Source organism: Phenylobacterium sp. (genome assembly GCF_030651185.1).
Classification (GTDB): domain Bacteria; phylum Pseudomonadota; class Alphaproteobacteria; order Caulobacterales; family Caulobacteraceae; genus Phenylobacterium.
Map to the genome: position 1 here is coordinate 35,438 of NZ_JAUSCJ010000006.1, position 18,729 is coordinate 54,166.

Sequence of the window (18,729 nt, forward strand, 5' to 3'; positions counted from 1 at the left end):
CTAGCCGGCTGTCGGCGGAGCCGCCGCGGAGGGGGCTGCCGGCGTGACGGGCGACGGGGCGGGTTTGGCGGCGGCCTGCTTCACCGGCGCCTTCTTCGGCGCGGGCTTGCGGGCCGCGACCTTTTTCGGCGCGGCCTTGGCGGGCGGAGCCGGCTCCGCCGTGGGGTCGATCGAGGCTTGTTTCGGCGCGGCGGTGTTGGCCGCGGCGTTGGACGCCGCCCCCTCGGCGGAGGCGGCGACCTTGCGGGCGTCTGCGAAGCGGCGCGACAGGCTCTCGGTCAGGCGCTTGGCCTCGGCCGGCGGCATGGCGGCCAGGATGGCCGACAGCGCCCGTTCCTTCATCTTGCCGGCGATCGGCAGGCGCACGGAGTCGTCCAGCATGACCATGCGGGGCGCCGCATCCTTGGCCTTCATGCCCTCGAACACCTTCACCAGGCGGTCGACCTCGGCCTGCTCCTTGCCGTCGGCCTGGTTCAGCAGGGTCTGCATGTCGCCCTTCAGCCCGGTGAGGGTCTTCACCTTGGCGTCGAGCTTGGCCTCGGCGGCGGCCAGCAGTGCGAGTTGGACGTCGAGGTCCTCTTCGCGCTTGTCCAGCTGCCCCCGGCGCGAGCCGAGGCTCTGGAGGATCTGCAGTTCCGCGGGCGAGAGGCCGGCTTCCTTGGCCAGTTCCGCGGCGGTGGGGGCGCAGACCGCGGGCGGCGGCTTGGGCGCCAGCGACAGGGACGAGGCGTCCAGGGCCGAGCCGACATCCGCGCCCTCGGCGCCCACCGTGGCGTCCGGGGTCTTGGCGCCTTCACCCTCGGCGCTCTTGCCCTTCAGCGGCTTGGCGGCCTCCTCGGCGAAGGCCCTCGCGCCGGAAAACATCTCGGGAAGCGACTTGGCGCCGGCCATGGCGTTGACCGCCAGGACTCCTGCGGCGGCGATGCCCACCAGGGGGAGGATGCGGGGGATATTCTTCATCGGCGGGCTCCAGCGACGGCGACGCGATCGGCGGGTCCGTCGAACAGATCGTCTTCAAAGCGGGGACGTTGGCGCGTCGGGGCGATATCCGGGCGGACAAACCGCTCGGGTTCCGGACGGGCGCGGGACTCGCGGGCCCCCGCCAGCAGGGCGCCCAGGCGATGTGTGACCCGCTCCACATCCTCCTCGTCGACCTCGGGAACATCGCGGCGGAAGGGGATCGGCGCGCCGCGCTCGACGCGCGCCATGCGTTCGGCCCGGTCCATGCGCTCGGCGCGCTCGGCGTGAACCGGGGCGGCGGGCGCGCCCTGCAGTTGACGATCCAACCTGGCGGTCAGGGCGCGAGCCTTTTCGATCCGGTCGGCCAGGGCGTCAGCGGCCTCGTCGGTCGCGGCGCGCAGGTCGGCCAGGCCTTGCTCGGCACGGGCGGCGGCGACGTCCAGCTCGGCCACGGCCTTGGCGAAGCCGTCGTGGCTGTCACGCAGGTGCTTGAGCCGGCCATTGAGGCGGAAGCCCATCATCAGCGCGGCGGCCAGCAGGCCGGCCAGCATCAGGTTCATCCCAAGGGCGATCAGGCTCATTTCAGACTCTGAATGGCGCGCCGGGCATGGGGCGTAAGCGGCGCCTCCACGCGAACGGCGATGTGATGATTGCGGCGGCCCATGCGGCCCCGGGTGAGTGGGATGGTTCCGGCCCGCAGCTCGATGAGGCTGTCGGGGGTGGCGTTGAGCATGATGGTCTGGCCGACCTCGAGGCTCAGAACCTCTTTCAGGCTGATCTGCTGTTCGTCCAGGACGGCGCGGACCTCCATCTGGGTGGTCCAGAGCTCGGTGGCCAGGTGGCCTTCCCAGATGTTGTCGCGGCCGAACTTCTCACCCATGAACTGCTGCAGCAGCATCTTCCGGATGGGCTCAAGGGTGGCGTAGGGCAGCAGCAGCTCGATGCGGCCGCCGCGGTCTTCCATGTCCACCCGCAGCTTGACCAGGATCGCGGCGTTCGGCGGCCGGGCGATGGCGGCGAAGCGCGGGTTGGTCTCAAGGCGATCGAGGGTGAAGGTCACCGGGGTCAGGGGCTCGAAGGCCAGCTTGGCGTCGGCCAGCACCACCTCGACCATCCGCTGCACCAGCACGCGTTCGATGGTGGTGTAGGGACGGCCCTCGATGCGCATGGCCGCGGTGCCGCGGCGTCCGCCCAGCAGCACGTCGACGATGGAATAGATCAGGTTGGAGTCAACGGTCAGCAGACCGTAGTTCTCCAGCTCCTCAGCCTTGAACACCGACAGGATGGCCGGCAGCGGGATGGAGTTCAGGTAGTCGCCGAACCGGATCGAGGAGATGTTGTCGAGGCTGACCTCGACGTTGTCCGAGGTAAAATTCCGCAGGCTCGTCGTCATGTACCGCACCAGGCGGTCGAAGACGATTTCCAGCATCGGCAGGCGTTCGTACGACACCAGCGCCGAGTTGATGATCGCGCGAATGCCCGAGCGCTCAGCCGCCTCCTCATCGGAGAGATCGAAGCCCAGCAGGCTGTCGATCTCATCCTGATTGAGGATGCGTTCGGAGCCGATCATGCTGTCGGCGGATTGCTCCGCGTCAGCCCAATCTTCGCCCTCGGCGGCGTTCTGGTTTTCGAGTTCTTCGTCCATGGGGATAAGTCGACCAGGGATAGACCCTAGTTGATCAACATCTCCTCAATGAGGACGGCATTTACTTTTGACGGGGCGATCACGAGGTTCACCCGGCGCAGGATTTCCATCCGCAGCTGATAGGAGCCCTGGCTGCCCTGCAGGTCTTCCGGGCGCAGCTCGCGCAGGAAGGTCTGGAACATGTCCTGGAGCCTCGGCATGTTGGGCTCCAGCAGATCCACAGTCTCCTGGTCGGGAACTTCCAGGGTGAGCTTCAGCTTCAGGAAGGTGGCGCGGCCGTCGGCTGTCTGCATGTTCACCACGACATTGGGCATGGTGTAGAACAGGACGCCATCGGGCCCCTCGGCGACGGCGCCGATGGTTTTCTCTTCCTTGCCCTTCTCGCCCTTCTTTTCCTTCTTCTTTTCCTTGCCGTGCTCGTCGGCCTTGCCGTGAGCCTCATCGGGCTTGGGCTTGAGGAGGATCATGGCCGCGGTTCCGCCGCCGCCCAGCACCAGAACCGCGGCCACGGCGCCGATGATGATCATCTTCATCGGCAGCTTCTTCTTGCCAGAAGCGCCTTCGCCTTCCTCGCCCTCGGCGGCTTCGCCGGCCGGGGCTTCCTTGACCTTGTCCTTGGCCACGTGCGCGGCTCCTTAGAATCTGCCCCCTGTGTGTGCGGCCGACATGGTTAAGGACTGGTTTTTTTGGGGGTGGCGGGAGCGGTCCAAGCCTGCCCGGCAAAATACGCCGAAAAGGCTTTGTTAACCTTCTTATCCTTTGTTTTTGCTTATCTTTCAGACTGGCCCGAAGCTTGCAGTCTTCCCTCCGACGAAAGTGTCGCAGGTTAAGGGTTCGAGCACGTCGATGGACAACGCTCTTTATGTCGGACTTTCGAGGCAGATGACGCTGCGCCGCGAGCTCGACATCGTGGCCAACAATATCGCCAATGCCGACACCACCGGCTTCAAGGTCGAGAGCCTGATGGTGGAGACCGCGCCGCGGGCTCCGGCCATGACCCAGGGCGGCCCCAAGCCGATCAAGTTCGTGCTCGATTCCGGCGTCGCCCGCGACTTCACCCCCGGCTCCCTGCGCAAGACCGACGCCCCCTTCGACCTCGGCGTCGAGGGCATGGGCTTCTTCAAGGTCACCACGCCGGACGGCGAGCGCTACACCCGCGACGGTCATTTCCGGATGGACGACACCGGCCGCGTCACCACCCAAGGCGGCCAGGCCCTCCTCGACGAGGGCGGCGGCGAGATCACCGTCGATCCCCAGAAGGGCGCGGTCACCATCGCCACGGACGGGACCATCAGCCAGGGCGCCGAGCGCATCGGCAAGGTGGCCCTGGTCCGCTTCGACACCCTCTCGGTCCTCGAGAAGGCTGGCGACAACCTCTACCGCAACACCTCGAACGCCCAGCCTCAAGCCGCCCCGGACGCCCGCGTCCACCAGGGCATGCTGGAGAGCTCCAACGTCAAGACCGTCCTCGAGATCACCCGGATGATGGAAGTGACGCGGGCCTACGAGTCGATGGCCAAGATGATGGATTCCAACGCCGACCTGTCCAAGCGCTCGATCGAGCGCCTGGGCAAGGCGCAGTAAGGAAAGTCTAAGAGATGCAAGCACTTCGCACCGCCGCGACCGGCATGGCTGCCCAGCAGCTCAACGTCGAGGTCATCTCCAACAACATCGCCAACATGAACACCGTCGGCTTCAAGCGCCAGCGGGCCGAGTTCCAGGACCTGCTCTACCAGACCCTGGAACGGGCCGGGGCGCAGTCGTCGGACCAGGGCACCATCGTCCCCACCGGCGTGCAGGTCGGCGGCGGCGTGAAGGCGGGCTCGGTCTACCGCATCACCGAGCAGGGCTCGATGACCGCCACCGGCAACCGCTATGACGTGGCCATCGACGGCCGTGGCTATCTCCAGGTGCTCAAGCCCTCCGGCGAGACCGCCTATACCCGCGCCGGCAACCTGGCCTTGAACGATCAGGGCCAACTGGTCACCGAGGACGGCTATCAGGTTCAGCCGGCCATCACGATCCCGGGCGACGCCACCGACGTGATCATCTCCAAGTCCGGCCAGGTGCAGGTGACCAAGGCCGGCGCCACCACCCCCGAAACCGTCGGCACCCTGGAGCTGGCCACCTTCGTCAACGAGGGCGGCCTGGAAGCCATCGGCGACAACCTGTTCATGGAGAGCGGCGCCTCGGGCGCGGCCAATACCGGCGCGCCGGGCTCCACCGGCTTCGGCACCCTGCTGCAGGGCTATACCGAGGCCTCCAATGTCGACGCCGTCACCGAGATCACCTCGCTGATCGTGGCCCAGCGCGCCTATGAGATGAACTCCAAGGTCATCTCCTCGGCCGACCAGATGCTGCAGGCCGCCAACCAGTTGAAGGGCTAGGCTGATGCGCACCCTGATCCTCGCCGCCGTCCTGTCCCTCGCCGCCGCCCCGGCGCTGGCCGGCCAGGCCGTGACCTTGAAGTCCGAGACCCTCGACGGCGACGGCCTCATCACCCTGTCGGACCTGTTCGACGGGGCGGGTTCAGCCGGCAAGATCGCCGTGGCCACGCGCCCCGGAACCTCCGCCGTCCTTGACGCCGGGGCCGTGCAGATGGCCGCCCGCCGCGCCGGCCTGGACTGGGCCAACGCCGAGGGCATCCGCCGCATCGTCGTGCGCGCCGGGTCCGATGGTGGCGTCAGCGCGCCTGTCACGCGCGGCAATGTCGAAATCCTCACCTATGCCCGCAGCCTGTCGGCCGGCGAGATGGTCCAGCCCCAGGACGTGGTCTGGGCCAAGGCCGCCGCCGCCCCCGCCGACGCGCCCCGCGACGCCGACGCGGTGATCGGCATGGCCGCCAAGCGCCCGCTCCGCGCCGGCGCCGCCGTCTCGGTCCGCGACGTCTCCGCGCCGCAGGTGATCAAGGCCGGCGACGCCGTCACCGTGATCTACCAGGCCGGCGGCGTCAGCCTGTCCCTGGAAGGCAAGGCCATGGGCGCGGCCGGGATCGGCGACACCGTCTCGGTGCAGAACACCACCTCCAAGAAGATCATCCAGGCCACCGCCAGCGGTCCCGGCCAGGCTGTCGTCGGCCCCGCCGCCGACCAGCTCAAGTCGCTGGCCCGCGCCCAGTACGCCCAGCGCTAGAAAGCACCCGTCCCATGCGTCTTTCCGCCCTCGCCCTCGCCGCCCTCATCCCGCTCGCCGCCTGCTCCACCGTCAAGGAAGCCGTGGTCGGCCCAACCCTCGCGCCGGTGGGCTATCCCTCCGCCCTGGTGGCGCAGGACCAGGTCTACATGGCCAGCAACCAGAGCCAACCGGCCTCGGCCAACTCCCTGTGGCGTTCAGGCGCGCGCGCCTTCTTCATCGATCAGCGCGCCGCGCGAACCGGTGACATCCTCACTGTCCAGATCGACATCAACGACAGCGCCCAGACCTCGAACGCCTCCAACAGCCGCCGATCCTCGGGCATGGAGGCCGCCGCGCCATCGCTGTTTGGCCTGTCGGGCAGCCTCGGCCGCCTGCTGCCGCCGGGGACCGACCTGGCCGCCGGGATTGAGACCAACTCCGCCATGTCCAACACCGGGTCCGGCGCCGTGACCCGCTCGGAGAAGATCTCGCTCACCATCGCCGCGGTGGTTTCCGCCGTGCTGCCCAACGGCAACCTGGTGATCCAGGGCACCCAGGAGGTGCGCACCAACGCCGAGCTGCGCCAGCTCACCGTCGCGGGCATCGTGCGCCCCGAGGACATCTCGTCGTCCAACACCATCAAGCACACCCAGATCGCCGAGGCCCGCATCAGCTACGGCGGCCGCGGGGACATCAGCCGCGTGCAGAAGACTCCGGTCATGCAGTCGCTCGTGGAACGCTTCCAACCGTTCTGATCGACCTTGAAACCTTAGCTGGGCGGCGGCGTTTCCTCTCCGAAGGGAGCGTCCTGCTCATGAAACGCCGCGCGATCATCGGACTGGGCATTTCCTGCCTACTGGCCTCCTGCGCCCACCAGGGCCAGAGCAGCCTGCCGGGCATGGCCTGGTCGCTGAATCACGCCGAGGGCGAGGGCGCCAAGCTGGCCTATGGCCAACCGCAGAGCGACAACGTCCTGATCATGATGACCTGCCAGCCGAAGTCCGGTCAGGTCCTGGTCTCGATGACCGCTCCCATGGACGCGCCGTCTGACGCCATCAACCTGGCTTCCAAGCGCCACAACAGCCGCCTCGCCGCTGAGGCCACGCCTGGGATGGGCGAAGGCGCGGTCTATGTCGAAGCCAAGGCTCCGGTCACCGACCCGGCGCTGGCCAGCTTCGCGGCGACGGGAGACCTCTCGGTCGTCGCCAATGGCCGCAAGGCGCCCATGCCGGTCCGCGGCTCGGAACGCGGCGCGGTGAACGGCTTCTTCGCGTCCTGCCGCGCCTAGAGGAAGCCCGAATGCGGTGCTAGCGTGGCCGCATGAAGCTCGCGCTTGCCCTCTTTTTGATGACCGCCACCGCCGCCCAGGCGCAGGAGGCCCGTCTCTGGACCCTGTCCAATGACAAGACCCTGCCCGAGGTGGTCCTGGTCTATGGCGTTCCCAACTCCGATGACTTTGTAGCCGCCCTGCGCTGCCCGCGCGGGACCGGCCAGGTCACCGCCTCCTTCCCGGTCGCCACCCGGCTCGCCGATCGGCAGGAGACTGATGTCTGGGTCGACAAGATCGGCCGCCGGGCGCCCTGGCCCACCAGCGTCACCCTGGTGTCCGGCCTCGCCTCGGCCACCCTGCGCGGTCAGGCCGACGCCGATGACCTCAATGGCGGCTCGCTGCTGTCAGCGGAGGTCGCCACCCGCGCGCCGGTGATCGCGGCCTTCAGGAAGACCGGCGTCCTCACCCTGTCGGGCCTCGGCGAAACCAAGAGCACGCCGCCGGTCCCGCTGAAGCAGGTCCGACCGTTCCTCAGCGCCTGCAAATAGAAGCTTAGGCCCGGCGTCCCGCGCCGGCGGCGGAGACATTGTCCACACCCATGGCGTTCAGCGCCCCGCGCACGATGCCCTCGGCGTCCAGGCCGGCCTGGGCGTACATGATCTCGGGCTTGTCGTGGTCCTGGAAGATGTCGGGCAGCACCAGGGTGCGCACCTTCAGGCCGCGGTCCAGGGCGCCGTGCTCGGCGAGCGCCTGCAAGACGAAGGCGCCAAAGCCCCCCATGGAGCCCTCTTCCACCGTGATCAGGGCCTCGTGCTCGCGGGCCAGGCGCAGCAGCAGGTCGATATCCAGCGGCTTGGCGAAGCGGGCGTCGGCCACCGTGGTGGAGAAACCCCGCGCGCCCAGCAGGTCGGCGGCCTTCAGGCTCTCTGCCAGACGCGTGCCCAGGGACAGGATGGCGACCGTCGTCCCCTCGCGGACGATGCGGCCCTTGCCGATCTCCAGGGGGGCGGCCAGGTCAGGGATGGCGACGCCAACGCCCTCACCGCGCGGATAGCGGAAGGCCGAGGGACGGTCGTCGATGGCCACGGCGGTGGCGACGGCATGGGCCAGCTCGGCCTCGTCGGAGGGCGCCATCAGGATCATGCCCGGCAGGGCGCCCATGAAGCCGATGTCGAAGGAGCCCGCATGGGTCGGCCCGTCGGCGCCCACCAGACCGGCGCGGTCCATGGCGAAGCGCACCGGCAGGCGCTGGATCGCCACGTCGTGGACCACCTGGTCGTAGCCGCGCTGCAGGAAGGTCGAATAGATCGCGCAGAAGGGCTTCATGCCGTCAGCGGCAAGCCCGGCGGCAAAGGTCACCGCATGCTGCTCGGCGATTCCGACGTCGAAGGTGCGGTCGGGGAATTCCTTGCCGAACAGGTCCAGCCCTGTGCCCGAGGGCATGGCGGCGTTGATGGCGATGATCTTCGGGTCGATCCGGGCGTGCTTGATCAGCTCCTGGGCGAAGACCTTGGTATATTGCGGCGCGACCGGGGCGGACTTGGCCTGCTGGCCGGTCACCACGTCGAACTTCACCACCGCGTGCAGCTTGTCGTCGGCGCTCTCGGCGGGGGCATAGCCCTTGCCCTTCTGGGTCACCACGTGGACCAGGACCGGGCGGTCCTTGATTTCCCGCGCGTTCTTCAGGATCGGCACCAGGGCGTCCATGTCGTGGCCGTCGATGGGGCCGACGTAATAGAAGCCCAGCTCCTCGAAGAAGGTGCCGCCGGTGACCATGCCGCGGGCGTATTCCTCCGCCTTGCGGGCGGCTTCCTGCAGCGCCTTGGGCAGAACCCGAGCCATCGACTTGCCCAGGTGGCGCAGCGATTGGTAGCCGCCGCCGGAGACCAGCCGCGCCATATAGGCGCTCATTCCGCCGACCGGCGGGGCGATGGACATGTCGTTGTCGTTGAGGATGACGGTGAGTTGGCCCGTGGTCTCGCAGGCGTTGTTCATCGCCTCATAGGCCATGCCGGCGCTCATCGAGCCGTCGCCGATCACCGCCACCACCCGGTTGTCGCGCCCCTTGGCGTCGCGCGCCGCGCAGAAGCCCAGGGCCGCGGAGATCGAGGTGGCCGCGTGGGCCGCGCCGAAGGGATCGTATTCGCTCTCGGTCCGCTTGGTGAAGCCCGACAGCCCGCCGCCCTGGCGAAGGGTGCGGATTCGGTCGCGGCGGCCGGTGAGGATCTTGTGCGGATAGGCCTGGTGGCCGACGTCCCAGATCAGGATGTCGTCGGGGGTCTGGTAGACATGGTGCAGGGCCACGGTCAGTTCGACCACGCCCAGGCCCGCGCCGAAGTGTCCGCCGGTCTGCGACACGACGTCGATCATCTCGGCGCGCAGTTCGTCTGCGAGCTGCTTCAGTTCCGAAGCATTGAACCCACGCGTGTCGGCGGGCGAGGCGACCTTGTCGAGCAGAGGCGTGTTTGGCGGCATGTTACGCGGACAAATCTCTTGAAATCAGTTTCGGCGCTCTAGCACGAAATCCACACTGGCCCGCAGGAATTCAGCCCGCGGACCGAAGGGATCGAGGTGCGCCTTGGTCTGCTCGATCAGCAGTTTCAGCCGCTCACGGGCGGCGTCGGCGCCCAGCAGGGTGACGTAGTTGGCCTTGCCCTTGGCGGCGTCCTTGCCGGCCTTCTTGCCCAGCACGGCGTCCTCGCCGTCATGGTCCAGCAGATCATCGACGATCTGGTAGGCCAGGCCCAGGTCCTGGGCGAAGCCCATCAGGGCGTGGCGTTCGCCGTCCCCGGCATGGGCCATGATCAGCGGCAGTTCGAAGGCCACCGCAATCAGGGCGCCGGTCTTCAGGCGTTGCATGCGGGCCACCGCCCCCAGGTCGTCACGCACCCCCAGCAGGTCGATCATCTGGCCGCCGCACATGCCCCGAGCGCCCGAGGCCTGGGCCAGGCGCATCAGCATCTCGGAGCGGACATTGCCGTCCTTGTGGGTGTCGGGATGGGCGAGGATCTCGAAGGCCGCGGCTTGAAGGGCGTCACCGGCCAGGATGGCGGTGGCCTCGTCATAGGCCACGTGGACGGTGGGCCGCCCGCGCCGGGTGTCGTCGTCGTCCATGGCCGGCAGATCGTCATGCACCAGGCTGTAGGCGTGGACACACTCCACCGCGCAGGCGGCGCGCAGCACCGGGCGCTCGTCTAGATCGAACATCTTGCCGGTCTCGATGGCGAAGAACGGGCGCAGGCGCTTGCCCGGCCCCAGCGCCGCGTAGCGCATGGCCTCGGTCAGCCGGGCCTCCGGGCCATCGGCTCGGGGCAACAGCTCGTCCAGCGCGACGGTGACCAGGTCGGCGGCCTCGGTGACGCGGTGGGCCAGTTCGGGCATCAGTTGAATTCCGCCGCCTCGACCCCCGGCGCGCCGTCGGCGCCCATGACGATCTTCTCTACCCTCAAGCGGGCGGCCTCAAGACGAGCCTCACAGTGGGCCTTCAGCTTGGCGCCGCGCTCATAGAGTTCGATGGACTGCTCGAGCGGCGCCTGGCCGGACTCCAGTTGGGCCACGATCTTCTCCAGCTCGGCCAGGGCCAGCTCGAACGAAAGCCCATCGATGTCAGCGGCGTCGGCCATGTCGGTTCCTGAAGGTGAGGTTCGCCAACCTAGAGAGGCCCGATCCGCCCTGCAACGGGGCGCCCGAGGTTAGGCGTCGGACAATGCGCGAACGTGAGCCAGGGCCGAGCGCCCGAGCGCCTCCAGGCCATAGCCGCCCTCCAGGGAGGAGACGATCCGACCCTGGCTGTGCTTGCGCGCCACAGAGGCGATGGCGCGCGTGGCCCAGTCGAAGTCCGGGGCCTCCAGGTTCTGGAACGCGTCGCCCACGGGGTCATAGGCATGGGCGTCGAAGCCCGCCGAGATCAGGATCAGGTCGGGGGCGAAGGCGTCGACATGGGGCATCAGGCTCTCGAAGGCCTTGCGCCATTCCTCAGCCGGCGCGCCGGGCGGAACCACGGCGTTCCTGATGTTGGCAGGGACCGCCTCGTCGGGGTGTCCGGTGCCGGGCCACATCGGCCACTGCTGCACCGAGGCGAAGAACAGGTCCTCGTGGCCGGCGAAGGCCGCCTGGGTCCCGTTTCCGTGGTGGACGTCGAAGTCCACCACCGCGACCCGCTTCAGGCCGCAGGACTGGGCGACCCGCGCGGCCACCGCGATGTTGGAGAAGATGCAGAACCCCATCGGCCTGTGCGGTTCGGCATGATGGCCCGGCGGGCGGACGGCGCAGAACGCCCGTTGCTGCTGCCCGGCCGCCACATCCCGCACCGCCTGGACAACCGATCCGGCGGCGCGCCGCGCGGCGTTCAGGCTGCCCGGCGACATGTAGGTGTCTTCGTCCAGCATCAGCATCCCCTGGCGCGGGGCGGCGTCGAAGATGGCCTGGACGTACATCGGCATGTGGACCCGGGCGAGGTCGCTCGGGTCCACCAGCGGCGCATCGCGGGGTTCGAGGTCGAGGTCCGAGGCGTCGCTCAGGGCGTCGATCACCGCCGTCAGCCGTTCGGGCCGCTCGGTGTGGTTGGCGCCCGGGCGGTGGTCGAGCATGTCCGCATGGGTGTAGAGCGCGACAGTCATCAGAATCGATCCTAACCCCGAAACCGCGCCGAGCCGAATGACCGAGATCACCATCCGCCGCGCGGCTCCGGCCGACGCGCCTGTCCTGGCCGCCCTCGCCGCCACGACCTTCAGCGACACCTTCGCTCATCTCTACGACCCGGGCGACCTCGCAGCCTTCCTTGAGGACTCCTACAGCGTGGCGGCGATGGCCGCCGACCTCGCCGATCCGGCCAAGGCGTTGTGGCTGGTGGAGGCGGCGGGCGAGGCCGTCGGCTACGCCCAATGCGGCCCCTGCGAACTTCCTCACCCGGAGGTCACATCAAGCTGTCGCGAACTTAAGCGTTTCTACCTGCTCAAGGCCTTCCAGAACGGCGGCCTCGGCGGGCGGCTGTTTGCGGAGACCATGGACTGGATGAAGGCGGGCGAACCGCGCGCCCTCTGGATCGGGGTGTGGTCGGAAAACCAAGGCGCGCAGCGGTTTTACCAGCGCGCCGGATTTGAAAAGGTCGGCGAGTACGGATTCAAGGTCGGGTCGACGACAGACCTGGAATTCATTTTCAGGCGTTCTGCGGATAGGTTTTCTAACAAACCGGACAGAATGAGCGCTCGCATTGCGAGCAACCCTGTCTGAACGCCGATATGAGAATAATTATTGCGGAGATTTAAGGTTCTACGCTTTGACGGGGCCCCCGGCTTTTGCGAGTTTGGCGTCAATCATCGCAGTAGCTGAAAGCGACGGGTGGGATGTTGAGAATTGGATATGTCCGGTTGCGTGACGAACGCTCCGCGGACGATACGGCGACGTTGAAAGCAATCGGGTGTCACGTGGTCCGGGCTGAGGAGCCTGCCGGCCCGATGACCGACGAGTCTACCGTTCTGACCTCGATCCTCGACTTCATTGGCGAGGGCGACCAACTCGTTGTGACCCGGCTCGAACACCTGGCAGGCTCCAGTCGCAACGTCCTTGAGGTGATCGACAAGCTCGAGGAACGCGGCGCCAGCCTCTACATCGTCGAACCCGAGATCTGCAGTGAAGGCGAAGGTGGCCGCGCGCTGCGCGCGGCCCTCCAGGCTGTACTGTCCGTGGAGCCCATGGCTATGTATCGGCGGCCGCGGGGCCAATCGGCGATCAACGAAATCCGCGCCCTCCAGGCGGCCGGCGTCGGCCCGGTGGAGATCGCCCGGCGCCTGGGCGTCTCGCGTATGACCGTCTGGCGCAAGCTGCGTGAGGTCGAGGCCCGCGCCACGGCGTGATTCAACGCTTCGCTGCGAGCTACGCCAACGCCGAGGCCGAAGGTCTTTAGGGCTGCGCGTTCGCGCCATACTGGACAGACGGCGCGCGGGGCTCCATCTTCGAGGATCAAACAATCGTTCGTCCCCCTATTAGGGAAGCCTGCCATGTTCATGCGCTTTTTCACCGAGCTTCGGGAAGCCAAGATCCCGGTGACGCTGAAAGAGTACCTCATGCTCATGGAGGCGCTCGACAAGGTGGTCATCGAGCGATCGGTGGACGAGTTCTATTACCTGTCACGCTCGGCCCTGGTGAAAGACGAGAAGAACCTCGACCGTTTCGACCAGGTTTTCAGCCATGTCTTCAAGGGCTTGGAGAAGGTCGACGGCATCGGCGTCTCCGACATTCCGGCCGAGTGGCTGAAGAAGCTCTCCGACCAGTTCCTCACCGATGAGGAGAAGGCGCAGATCGAGGCCATGGGTGGCTTCGAGGCGCTGATGGAAGAGCTCGCAAAGCGGATGAAGGACGCCAAGGAAGGCAAGGGCGAGGGCGACGAGGGCAAGGGCGGCATGGGCCCCAAGGGTGACTCGCCCTTCGGCGCCAATGGCTACCACCCCGAGGGCGTGCGCATCGGCCAGGACAAGGGACGCCACGGCAAAGCGATCAAGGTCTGGGACAAGCGCGAGTACAAGAACCTCGACGACTCCGTCGAACTGGGCACCCGCAACATCAAGGTGGCCCTGCGCCGACTGCGCCGCTGGGTCCGCGAGGGCGCCCAGGAAGAACTAGACATGAACGCCACCATCCGCGGCACCGCGGAGAAGGGCTATCTGGACATCAACATGCGCGCCGAGCGCCGCAACAAGATCAGCGTCCTGATCTTCTTCGACATCGGCGGCTCCATGGACAGCCACATCAAGGTCTGTGAGGAGCTGTTCTCGGCCGCGCGGTCAGAGTTCAAGAACATGGAATTCTACTACTTCCATAACTGCCTCTATGAGAGCGTGTGGAAGGACAATCGCCGCCGTCACGCGGAGAAGCTGAACACCTGGGATATCCTCCACAAGTACTCCCACGATTACAAAGTGATCTTCGTCGGTGACGCCACCATGAGCCCCTACGAGATCACCTATCCGGGCGGCTCGGTGGAGCACTGGAACGAGGAAGCCGGCGCGGTCTGGATCGACCGGGTGGCGGGCATCTACGAGAACATGATCTGGCTCAACCCCACCGCCGAACGGCATTGGGACTACACGCCTTCGATCGAGGTGATGAAGCAGTTGGTCGGCGACCGGATGTATCCCCTCACCATCGAAGGCCTCGACAAGGCCATGCGGGAACTGTCGCGCTAAAGGCCGCAGGCGGACAATCGTTTGCGACACGCATTAGCCTGCTAAGCTGTTCGCGAACCTTGAGGATTCGCCTGTGACCGATCCGGTGCCGGCCAACGACCCCGATCCGCCGAACGAGGCCGCCACCAAGGCCGCGGTCTTCGCCGCCGCTGAGCGGCTGTTTGCCTTGCACGGCTTCCAGAACGTCTCGGTCCGCGACATCACCGCCGAGGCCGGGGTCAACCTCGCCTCTGTGAACTATCACTTCGGGTCCAAGGACGCCCTGCTGTTCGAGATCTTCCGGCGCCGCACGGGAGAGCTGAACCGCGAACGGGCCCGCATGCTTCACGAGGCCCGCGACCGCCACAACGGCAGGCCCCCGGTGCGCGACATCCTGGCGGCCCTGTTTACCCCGCCACTGAGGTGGGCTTCGCCGGAGAACGACCGGCGCATCTCGGTGCAGTTCATCATCCGCTCGCGCAGCGAGGGCACAGCGGAGATGCGCGAGGCCCTGACCAACGACGTCTCCCACCTGGCCCGGTTCGCCGACGCCCTGATCGCGGCGCAGCCGGACCTGCCCCGCGAGAGCGTCTACTGGCGACTGCACTTCTGCCTGGGCATGGTCCACAACAACCGCTTCGCCGAGTTCGACCGCCTGCACGTGCTGTCGGACGGGGCCACCCGCGAGAGCGACATCGACGGCCTGCTGAAGCGGATGCTCGACTTCGCCGAGGCCGGCTTCCTGGCCTAGCTGCGTGCCCGCCTTCGTCGACCGGGTCTATCTGTTCAAGGCGCTAGACGCCTTCGTCCTGATCTATCCGCTCTATACGGTGATGTTCGTCGCCCACGGCCTGACGCCGGTTCAGGTTTCAGCGAGCCTGATGGCCTGGTCGATCACCGCCTTCATCCTGCAGATCCCTTCGGGCGTGCTGGCCGACCGCTACTCCCGTCGCTGGATCCTGGCCGGCGCGCAGAGTCTGCGGGTGATCGGCTTCCTGGTGTGGATCGCCTCGCCCAGCTTCCTCAGTTGCCTGGTGGGGATGATGCTCTGGGGCGCCAAGAGCGCCTTCACCAACGGGGTGTTCGAGGCCCTGGTCTATGACGAGCTTCATGGCGAGGGCCGGGCCGAGGACTACAGCCGGGTGATGGGCCGCGCCCAGGGGGTGGGGTTCGCCGCTGTCCTGGCCGCCTCGCTGAGCGCCTCGATCTCGGTGCAGTTTGGCTACACGGCCATCCTCTGGGCGAGCGTCGCGGTGGTGCTGGCCGCCGCCGGCGCGGCCATCGCCCTGCCCCGGGCGCGCAAGACGCTGCGGACCAACCGGCACTATCTGGCTCTGCTCAAGCAGGGGTTCCACACCGTGGCCGGCGCCCCCCTGGTGCTGGGTTTCATCGCCTTCGCGGCGGTGAGCAACGCCTTCGGCGGCGGGCTGGAGGGGTTCTGGCCCATCTTCGGATCGGAGACCGGCCTGCCGGCCTCCCAGGTCGCCCTGTTTGTGGCCGCTATCAGCGCCGCCCAGGCCGGCGGCTCGCTGACCGCCCACCGCCTGCGCCGCGCGACGACCCCGGTATTCTTCGCGCTGTTCGCCGCCATCGGCCTGCTGATCGCCGGCGCCGCGGCCAGCCTGCAGCCCTGGTCGGTGGCGCTGATCGTCCCGGCCGCCGGCCTGTTCAAGGTGGTGGATGTCAATTTCGACGCCCGCCTGCATCACGCCATCCCGACCGAGACCAGGGCCACCATCGCGGCGGTGAAGAGCTTCGCGGGCCAGGTGACCATGACCGGCATGCTGATGATCTTCGGCATGCTGGCCCAGTGGGTGTCCTACCGCGCGGCCTTCATGGCCTGCGGCGCCGCCATCGCGCTGATCGGGTTGGGCGCCCTCGGGCGGAATCGCCTCAGCTCGCCAGTTCCCACGCAAACCTGAGGTCCTGGACGAAGAGCATGTAGGCCTTGGCCTTCGACGCCGCGTCGGGGACGCGCAGCAGATAGGAGGGGTGATAGGTCACCACCCCCTGGGCCTGATCGGGCAGCTGCAGGGCGATGCCGCGGCTCTCGCCGATGGGCGTGGCCTTGCCAAAGACACTGAGCGCTGCGGTGGCGCCCAGGGTCACCACGACGCGGGGCCGGATCAGCCGCCGCTCGGCGTCCAGCCACCAGCGGCAGGCGGTGACCTCTGAGGGATTTGGTGTCTGGTGGATACGCCGCTTGCCCCGCAGCGCGTGTTTGAAGTGTTTCACGGCGTTGGTGACATAGGTCTCGCTGCGCGGCACGCCGGCCTCCGCCAGGGCCTTGTCCAGCATCTGGCCTGCGGGACCGACGAAGGGCCGGCCGGCCAGGTCCTCCTGGTCGCCGGGCTGCTCGCCCACCAGCATCAGGCGGGCGGGGGCGGGACCTCCGCCGGGCACGCCTTGCGTCGCCTCCTTGTAGAGCGGACAGCGGCGGCAGGCGTCGACCCCGGCGGACACCGCCTCCAGGCTCTGGGGTGAGAGTGCGTCAAACGTGGCGTCGCGGGCCGTGCGGGCCATCTGCCGGACCACGCGGTTGGGCTGGCTGGGGGCTTGGGCGACCATCAGGGTTGTCCGGCCTTCGGCGGCGGCGATCAGGTCTGGAATGAGCCGCGCCTCGGGCAGATTCCGCCAGTAGCGCTTGGGCATCTCCTTGGTCATGGCGTCGACCTTCAGCCGGGCTGGGTTGAAGATCGAGGCGTAGTAGGTGCGCCAGTAGTCCTCCAGGGCGTCCTCGCCCGGCGCGTCGGCGGGGTCGGCGCCGGGAGTCACCGCCAGTTGCGCGCCGTTCCAGTGAATGCAGACGTCCGGCGTCAGGATCGACCAGATCATGTTGGCGAAGCGCTTGGCGAAGAAGGGCGCGACGGACTCCGTCACCCGGTGGGCGGGCTCGAACCAGGCGGCGTAGGCTTCCGGGTCGGCGCCCACGGTCCGGAAGCGGACGAAGGCCTTCATCTTGTGGGCGGCCCTGCTGACCTGGCGGGCGAAGTCGTTGGCGCGGACCACATCGGGATCGGTGGCGATCCGCAGCAGGTTGGGCTCGGCGGCCAGGCGCCAGAGCATCCGGTACAGCAGGGAAAAGCGTTCGGCCGACCGATGCAGGATCACCGCCTCAGCCAGCTCCAGGAACTCCCGGCTGACGGTGAAGCCGCCGGGCGACGGTGGGGCCAAGGGCTCGGGGTCGGCGAACAGGTCGCCCTCCCCGTCCACGGTCCAGATGATGGTGTCGGGCGCCACGCCCTGGCCGCGCAGGGACCGCGCCGCCTCGCGCCAACCGACGAAGTCGATCTCGGAGGCCAGCCGCACGACCCGCATCAGAACAGGCTCAGTTGCTGCGGCGGGGTCAGGCGCGCGCGCAGATCGGCCTTGTCGGTCAGCGCGCCCGGCCGCCAGTCCGCGGTGATGATGAAGGGCTTCAGCTTGTCCAGTCGCCGGGTCAGGCGCTTCACGTCCTCCAGGGTCAGCTGCTTGTAGCGGCGGAGGTCGATCATGCGCTCGACGCTGCGGACGCCCAGGCCAGGCGTCCGCAGCATCGTCTCCCGCTCGGCGGTGTTGAGATCGACCGGGAAGTCGCCCCGATTGCGCAGGGCCCAGGCCAGCTTGGGGTCGATGTCGAGGTCCAAGTCGACACCCTGAACGGTGATCTCGTCGTGGGCGAAGCCGTAGAAGCGCATGAGCCAGTCGGCCTGGTAGAGGCGGTGCTCGCGCATCAGGGGCGGGCGGACCGGGGGCAGGCGGGAGGTGGTGTCGGGGATGGGGCTATAGGCCGAGTAGTAGACCCGGCGCATGCCGTAGGCGCCGTAGAGGCCGGCGCTCTTGGCCAGGATCTCACCGTCGGTGGCGGCGTCGGCGCCGACGATCATCTGGGTAGACTGGCCGGCGGGCGCGAACTTGGGCGGCTTGGTTTTGATAGGTTTTTCATTGGCTTGATCGATCCCCAGGCGGACCCGACCCATGGCCTTCTTGATGCCGACGGCGTCCTTTTCGGGGGCGAGGTCGGCCAGGCTGGTGTCGCGGGGGAGCTCGACATTGATGGAGATGCGGTCGGCGTAGAGGGCGGCCTCATTGACCAGGGCCGGTGAGGCCTCGGGGATCACCTTGAGGTGGATATAGCCGCGGAAGTCGTGGTCGATCCGCAGCGACTTCGCCACCGCGACCATCTCCTCCATGGTGTAGTCGCCGCTCCTGATGATGCCCGAGGAGAGGAACAGGCCCTCGATATAGTTGCGCTTGTAGAAACCCAGGGTGAGGTCGACGACCTCGGCCACGCTGAACCGGGCGCGGGGGGTGTTCGACGACACCCTGTTCACGCAATAGGCGCAGTCATAGACGCAGAAGTTGGTCAGCAGGATCTTCAGAAGGCTGATGCAGCGCCCGTCCGGCGCATAGGCGTGGCAGATGCCCATCCCGCCGTCGGTGGAGCCCACCCCCTTTCCGCCTACGGAGTCGCGCTTCACCGTTCCAGACGAGGCGCAGGAGGCGTCATACTTGGCCGCGTCGGAGAGGATTTCGAGTTTGCGCTTCAGCGTCAGGGCCACCATGCGGCGACCTTAAAGTTCTTGTTTTGTTCTTAC

At 67.6% G+C, this 18,729-nt stretch carries 21 protein-coding genes; 11 read left to right on the forward strand and 10 right to left on the reverse strand.

The features are described from left to right. The 4 genes from Q7J39_RS01475 to Q7J39_RS01490 form a co-directional block, all read right to left on the reverse strand. Positions 1-960 (reverse strand): MotE family protein, encoded by a 960-nt coding sequence (locus tag Q7J39_RS01475; protein ID WP_304819673.1) that lies wholly within the window; start codon positions 958-960, stop codon positions 1-3. Continuing rightward, positions 957-1,541, reverse strand: coding sequence for a DUF6468 domain-containing protein (locus Q7J39_RS01480; protein ID WP_304819675.1), 585 nt, complete (start codon positions 1,539-1,541; stop codon positions 957-959). Before Q7J39_RS01480 ends, Q7J39_RS01475 begins: the two co-directional genes overlap by 4 nt. Beyond that, on the reverse strand, positions 1,538-2,530 hold the full coding sequence (gene fliM, locus Q7J39_RS01485; protein WP_370689979.1) for a flagellar motor switch protein FliM: 993 nt from the start codon (positions 2,528-2,530) through the stop codon (positions 1,538-1,540). Before fliM ends, Q7J39_RS01480 begins: the two co-directional genes overlap by 4 nt. A 101-nt stretch (positions 2,531-2,631) precedes the next feature. Next, on the reverse strand, positions 2,632-3,228 hold the full coding sequence (locus Q7J39_RS01490) for a flagellar basal body-associated FliL family protein (protein WP_304819678.1): 597 nt from the start codon (positions 3,226-3,228) through the stop codon (positions 2,632-2,634). A gap of 223 nt (positions 3,229-3,451) precedes the next feature. On the opposite strand from Q7J39_RS01490, the gene flgF reads away from it, so the two are divergent. Genes flgF through Q7J39_RS01520 form a run of 6 tightly spaced genes read left to right on the forward strand, consistent with a single transcriptional unit; the run spans position 3,452 to position 7,537 of the window. Then, the gene (flgF, locus tag Q7J39_RS01495; RefSeq protein WP_304819680.1) at positions 3,452-4,189 is read left to right on the forward strand and encodes a flagellar basal-body rod protein FlgF; all 738 of its coding nucleotides are present in this window, start codon (positions 3,452-3,454) and stop codon (positions 4,187-4,189) included. A 14-nt stretch (positions 4,190-4,203) separates the two neighbouring features. Then, on the forward strand, positions 4,204-4,992 hold the full coding sequence (flgG, locus tag Q7J39_RS01500) for a flagellar basal-body rod protein FlgG (RefSeq protein ID WP_304819682.1): 789 nt from the start codon (positions 4,204-4,206) through the stop codon (positions 4,990-4,992). A 4-nt stretch (positions 4,993-4,996) separates the two neighbouring features. Continuing rightward, the gene (flgA, locus tag Q7J39_RS01505; RefSeq protein ID WP_304819684.1) at positions 4,997-5,737 is read left to right on the forward strand and encodes a flagellar basal body P-ring formation chaperone FlgA; all 741 of its coding nucleotides are present in this window, start codon (positions 4,997-4,999) and stop codon (positions 5,735-5,737) included. A 14-nt stretch (positions 5,738-5,751) separates the two neighbouring features. After that, positions 5,752-6,474, forward strand: coding sequence for a flagellar basal body L-ring protein FlgH (gene flgH, locus Q7J39_RS01510; RefSeq protein ID WP_304819686.1), 723 nt, complete (start codon positions 5,752-5,754; stop codon positions 6,472-6,474). Between the two features lie 59 nt (positions 6,475-6,533). Continuing rightward, complete coding sequence (locus tag Q7J39_RS01515; RefSeq protein ID WP_304819688.1) at positions 6,534-7,007, forward strand: hypothetical protein; 474 nt, start codon at positions 6,534-6,536, stop codon at positions 7,005-7,007. Positions 7,008-7,039: 32 nt separating this feature from the next. Then, positions 7,040-7,537, forward strand: coding sequence for a hypothetical protein (locus tag Q7J39_RS01520; protein ID WP_304819690.1), 498 nt, complete (start codon positions 7,040-7,042; stop codon positions 7,535-7,537). Between the two features lie 4 nt (positions 7,538-7,541). Here the strand turns inward: Q7J39_RS01520 and dxs are convergent, their stop codons facing one another. From dxs to Q7J39_RS01540, 4 genes are all read right to left on the reverse strand, one after another. Further along, positions 7,542-9,464, reverse strand: coding sequence for a 1-deoxy-D-xylulose-5-phosphate synthase (gene dxs, locus Q7J39_RS01525; protein WP_304819692.1), 1,923 nt, complete (start codon positions 9,462-9,464; stop codon positions 7,542-7,544). Positions 9,465-9,488: 24 nt separating this feature from the next. Beyond that, the gene (locus Q7J39_RS01530; protein ID WP_304819694.1) at positions 9,489-10,370 is read right to left on the reverse strand and encodes a polyprenyl synthetase family protein; all 882 of its coding nucleotides are present in this window, start codon (positions 10,368-10,370) and stop codon (positions 9,489-9,491) included. Further along, positions 10,370-10,612 carry an exodeoxyribonuclease VII small subunit gene (locus Q7J39_RS01535; protein ID WP_304819696.1) on the reverse strand — a complete coding sequence of 81 codons (243 nt, stop codon included), beginning with the start codon at positions 10,610-10,612 and terminating at the stop codon, positions 10,370-10,372. Before Q7J39_RS01535 ends, Q7J39_RS01530 begins: the two co-directional genes overlap by 1 nt. 69 nt (positions 10,613-10,681) lie before the next feature. Beyond that, positions 10,682-11,608, reverse strand: a complete 927-nt coding sequence (locus Q7J39_RS01540; protein WP_304819698.1) for a histone deacetylase family protein — start codon at positions 11,606-11,608, stop codon at positions 10,682-10,684. Positions 11,609-11,645: 37 nt separating this feature from the next. Here Q7J39_RS01540 and Q7J39_RS01545 point away from each other — a divergent pair, with 37 nt between their 5' ends. The 5 genes from Q7J39_RS01545 to Q7J39_RS01565 all read left to right on the forward strand — a co-directional run bounded on the left by Q7J39_RS01545 (position 11,646) and on the right by Q7J39_RS01565 (position 16,074). Continuing rightward, on the forward strand, positions 11,646-12,221 hold the full coding sequence (locus tag Q7J39_RS01545) for a GNAT family N-acetyltransferase (RefSeq protein ID WP_304819700.1): 576 nt from the start codon (positions 11,646-11,648) through the stop codon (positions 12,219-12,221). A gap of 113 nt (positions 12,222-12,334) precedes the next feature. Further along, positions 12,335-12,844: a recombinase family protein gene (locus Q7J39_RS01550; RefSeq protein ID WP_304819702.1), complete on the forward strand. Its 510-nt coding sequence runs from the start codon at positions 12,335-12,337 to the stop codon at positions 12,842-12,844. 144 nt (positions 12,845-12,988) lie between these two features. After that, positions 12,989-14,173 (forward strand): VWA domain-containing protein, encoded by a 1,185-nt coding sequence (locus Q7J39_RS01555; RefSeq protein WP_304819704.1) that lies wholly within the window; start codon positions 12,989-12,991, stop codon positions 14,171-14,173. A gap of 73 nt (positions 14,174-14,246) precedes the next feature. After that, positions 14,247-14,903, forward strand: a complete 657-nt coding sequence (locus Q7J39_RS01560; RefSeq protein ID WP_304819706.1) for a TetR/AcrR family transcriptional regulator — start codon at positions 14,247-14,249, stop codon at positions 14,901-14,903. Positions 14,904-14,907: 4 nt separating this feature from the next. Continuing rightward, positions 14,908-16,074, forward strand: a complete 1,167-nt coding sequence (locus tag Q7J39_RS01565; RefSeq protein ID WP_304819707.1) for an MFS transporter — start codon at positions 14,908-14,910, stop codon at positions 16,072-16,074. On the opposite strand, the gene Q7J39_RS01570 is transcribed toward Q7J39_RS01565, so the two are convergent. Both Q7J39_RS01570 and Q7J39_RS01575 read right to left on the reverse strand, forming a co-directional pair. Next, a complete protein-coding gene (locus Q7J39_RS01570; protein ID WP_304819710.1) occupies positions 16,046-17,470 on the reverse strand; it encodes a UdgX family uracil-DNA binding protein in 1,425 nt (474 codons plus the stop codon). The genes Q7J39_RS01565 and Q7J39_RS01570 overlap by 29 nt on opposite strands. Continuing rightward, positions 17,470-18,696, reverse strand: a complete 1,227-nt coding sequence (locus Q7J39_RS01575; protein WP_304819712.1) for a putative DNA modification/repair radical SAM protein — start codon at positions 18,694-18,696, stop codon at positions 17,470-17,472. Before Q7J39_RS01575 ends, Q7J39_RS01570 begins: the two co-directional genes overlap by 1 nt. Positions 18,697-18,729 lie beyond the last annotated feature (33 nt).

Bases quoted from the DNA above. Each gene is read 5' to 3' on its own strand.
- Q7J39_RS01475 (WP_304819673.1), bottom strand. From the start codon at position 960: ATGAAGAATATCCCCCGCATCCTCCCCCTGGTGGGCATCGCCGCCGCA.
- Q7J39_RS01480 (WP_304819675.1), bottom strand. From the start codon at position 1,541: ATGAGCCTGATCGCCCTTGGGATGAACCTGATGCTGGCCGGCCTGCTG.
- fliM (WP_370689979.1), bottom strand. From the start codon at position 2,530: ATGATCGGCTCCGAACGCATCCTCAATCAGGATGAGATCGACAGCCTG.
- flgF (WP_304819680.1), top strand. From the start codon at position 3,452: ATGGACAACGCTCTTTATGTCGGACTTTCGAGGCAGATGACGCTGCGC.
- flgG (WP_304819682.1), top strand. From the start codon at position 4,204: ATGCAAGCACTTCGCACCGCCGCGACCGGCATGGCTGCCCAGCAGCTC.
- flgA (WP_304819684.1), top strand. From the start codon at position 4,997: ATGCGCACCCTGATCCTCGCCGCCGTCCTGTCCCTCGCCGCCGCCCCG.
- flgH (WP_304819686.1), top strand. From the start codon at position 5,752: ATGCGTCTTTCCGCCCTCGCCCTCGCCGCCCTCATCCCGCTCGCCGCC.
- Q7J39_RS01515 (WP_304819688.1), top strand. From the start codon at position 6,534: ATGAAACGCCGCGCGATCATCGGACTGGGCATTTCCTGCCTACTGGCC.
- Q7J39_RS01520 (WP_304819690.1), top strand. From the start codon at position 7,040: ATGAAGCTCGCGCTTGCCCTCTTTTTGATGACCGCCACCGCCGCCCAG.
- dxs (WP_304819692.1), bottom strand. From the start codon at position 9,464: ATGCCGCCAAACACGCCTCTGCTCGACAAGGTCGCCTCGCCCGCCGAC.
- Q7J39_RS01530 (WP_304819694.1), bottom strand. From the start codon at position 10,370: ATGCCCGAACTGGCCCACCGCGTCACCGAGGCCGCCGACCTGGTCACC.
- Q7J39_RS01535 (WP_304819696.1), bottom strand. From the start codon at position 10,612: ATGGCCGACGCCGCTGACATCGATGGGCTTTCGTTCGAGCTGGCCCTG.
- Q7J39_RS01540 (WP_304819698.1), bottom strand. From the start codon at position 11,608: ATGACTGTCGCGCTCTACACCCATGCGGACATGCTCGACCACCGCCCG.
- Q7J39_RS01545 (WP_304819700.1), top strand. From the start codon at position 11,646: ATGACCGAGATCACCATCCGCCGCGCGGCTCCGGCCGACGCGCCTGTC.
- Q7J39_RS01550 (WP_304819702.1), top strand. From the start codon at position 12,335: ATGTTGAGAATTGGATATGTCCGGTTGCGTGACGAACGCTCCGCGGAC.
- Q7J39_RS01555 (WP_304819704.1), top strand. From the start codon at position 12,989: ATGTTCATGCGCTTTTTCACCGAGCTTCGGGAAGCCAAGATCCCGGTG.
- Q7J39_RS01570 (WP_304819710.1), bottom strand. From the start codon at position 17,470: ATGCGGGTCGTGCGGCTGGCCTCCGAGATCGACTTCGTCGGTTGGCGC.
- Q7J39_RS01575 (WP_304819712.1), bottom strand. From the start codon at position 18,696: ATGGTGGCCCTGACGCTGAAGCGCAAACTCGAAATCCTCTCCGACGCG.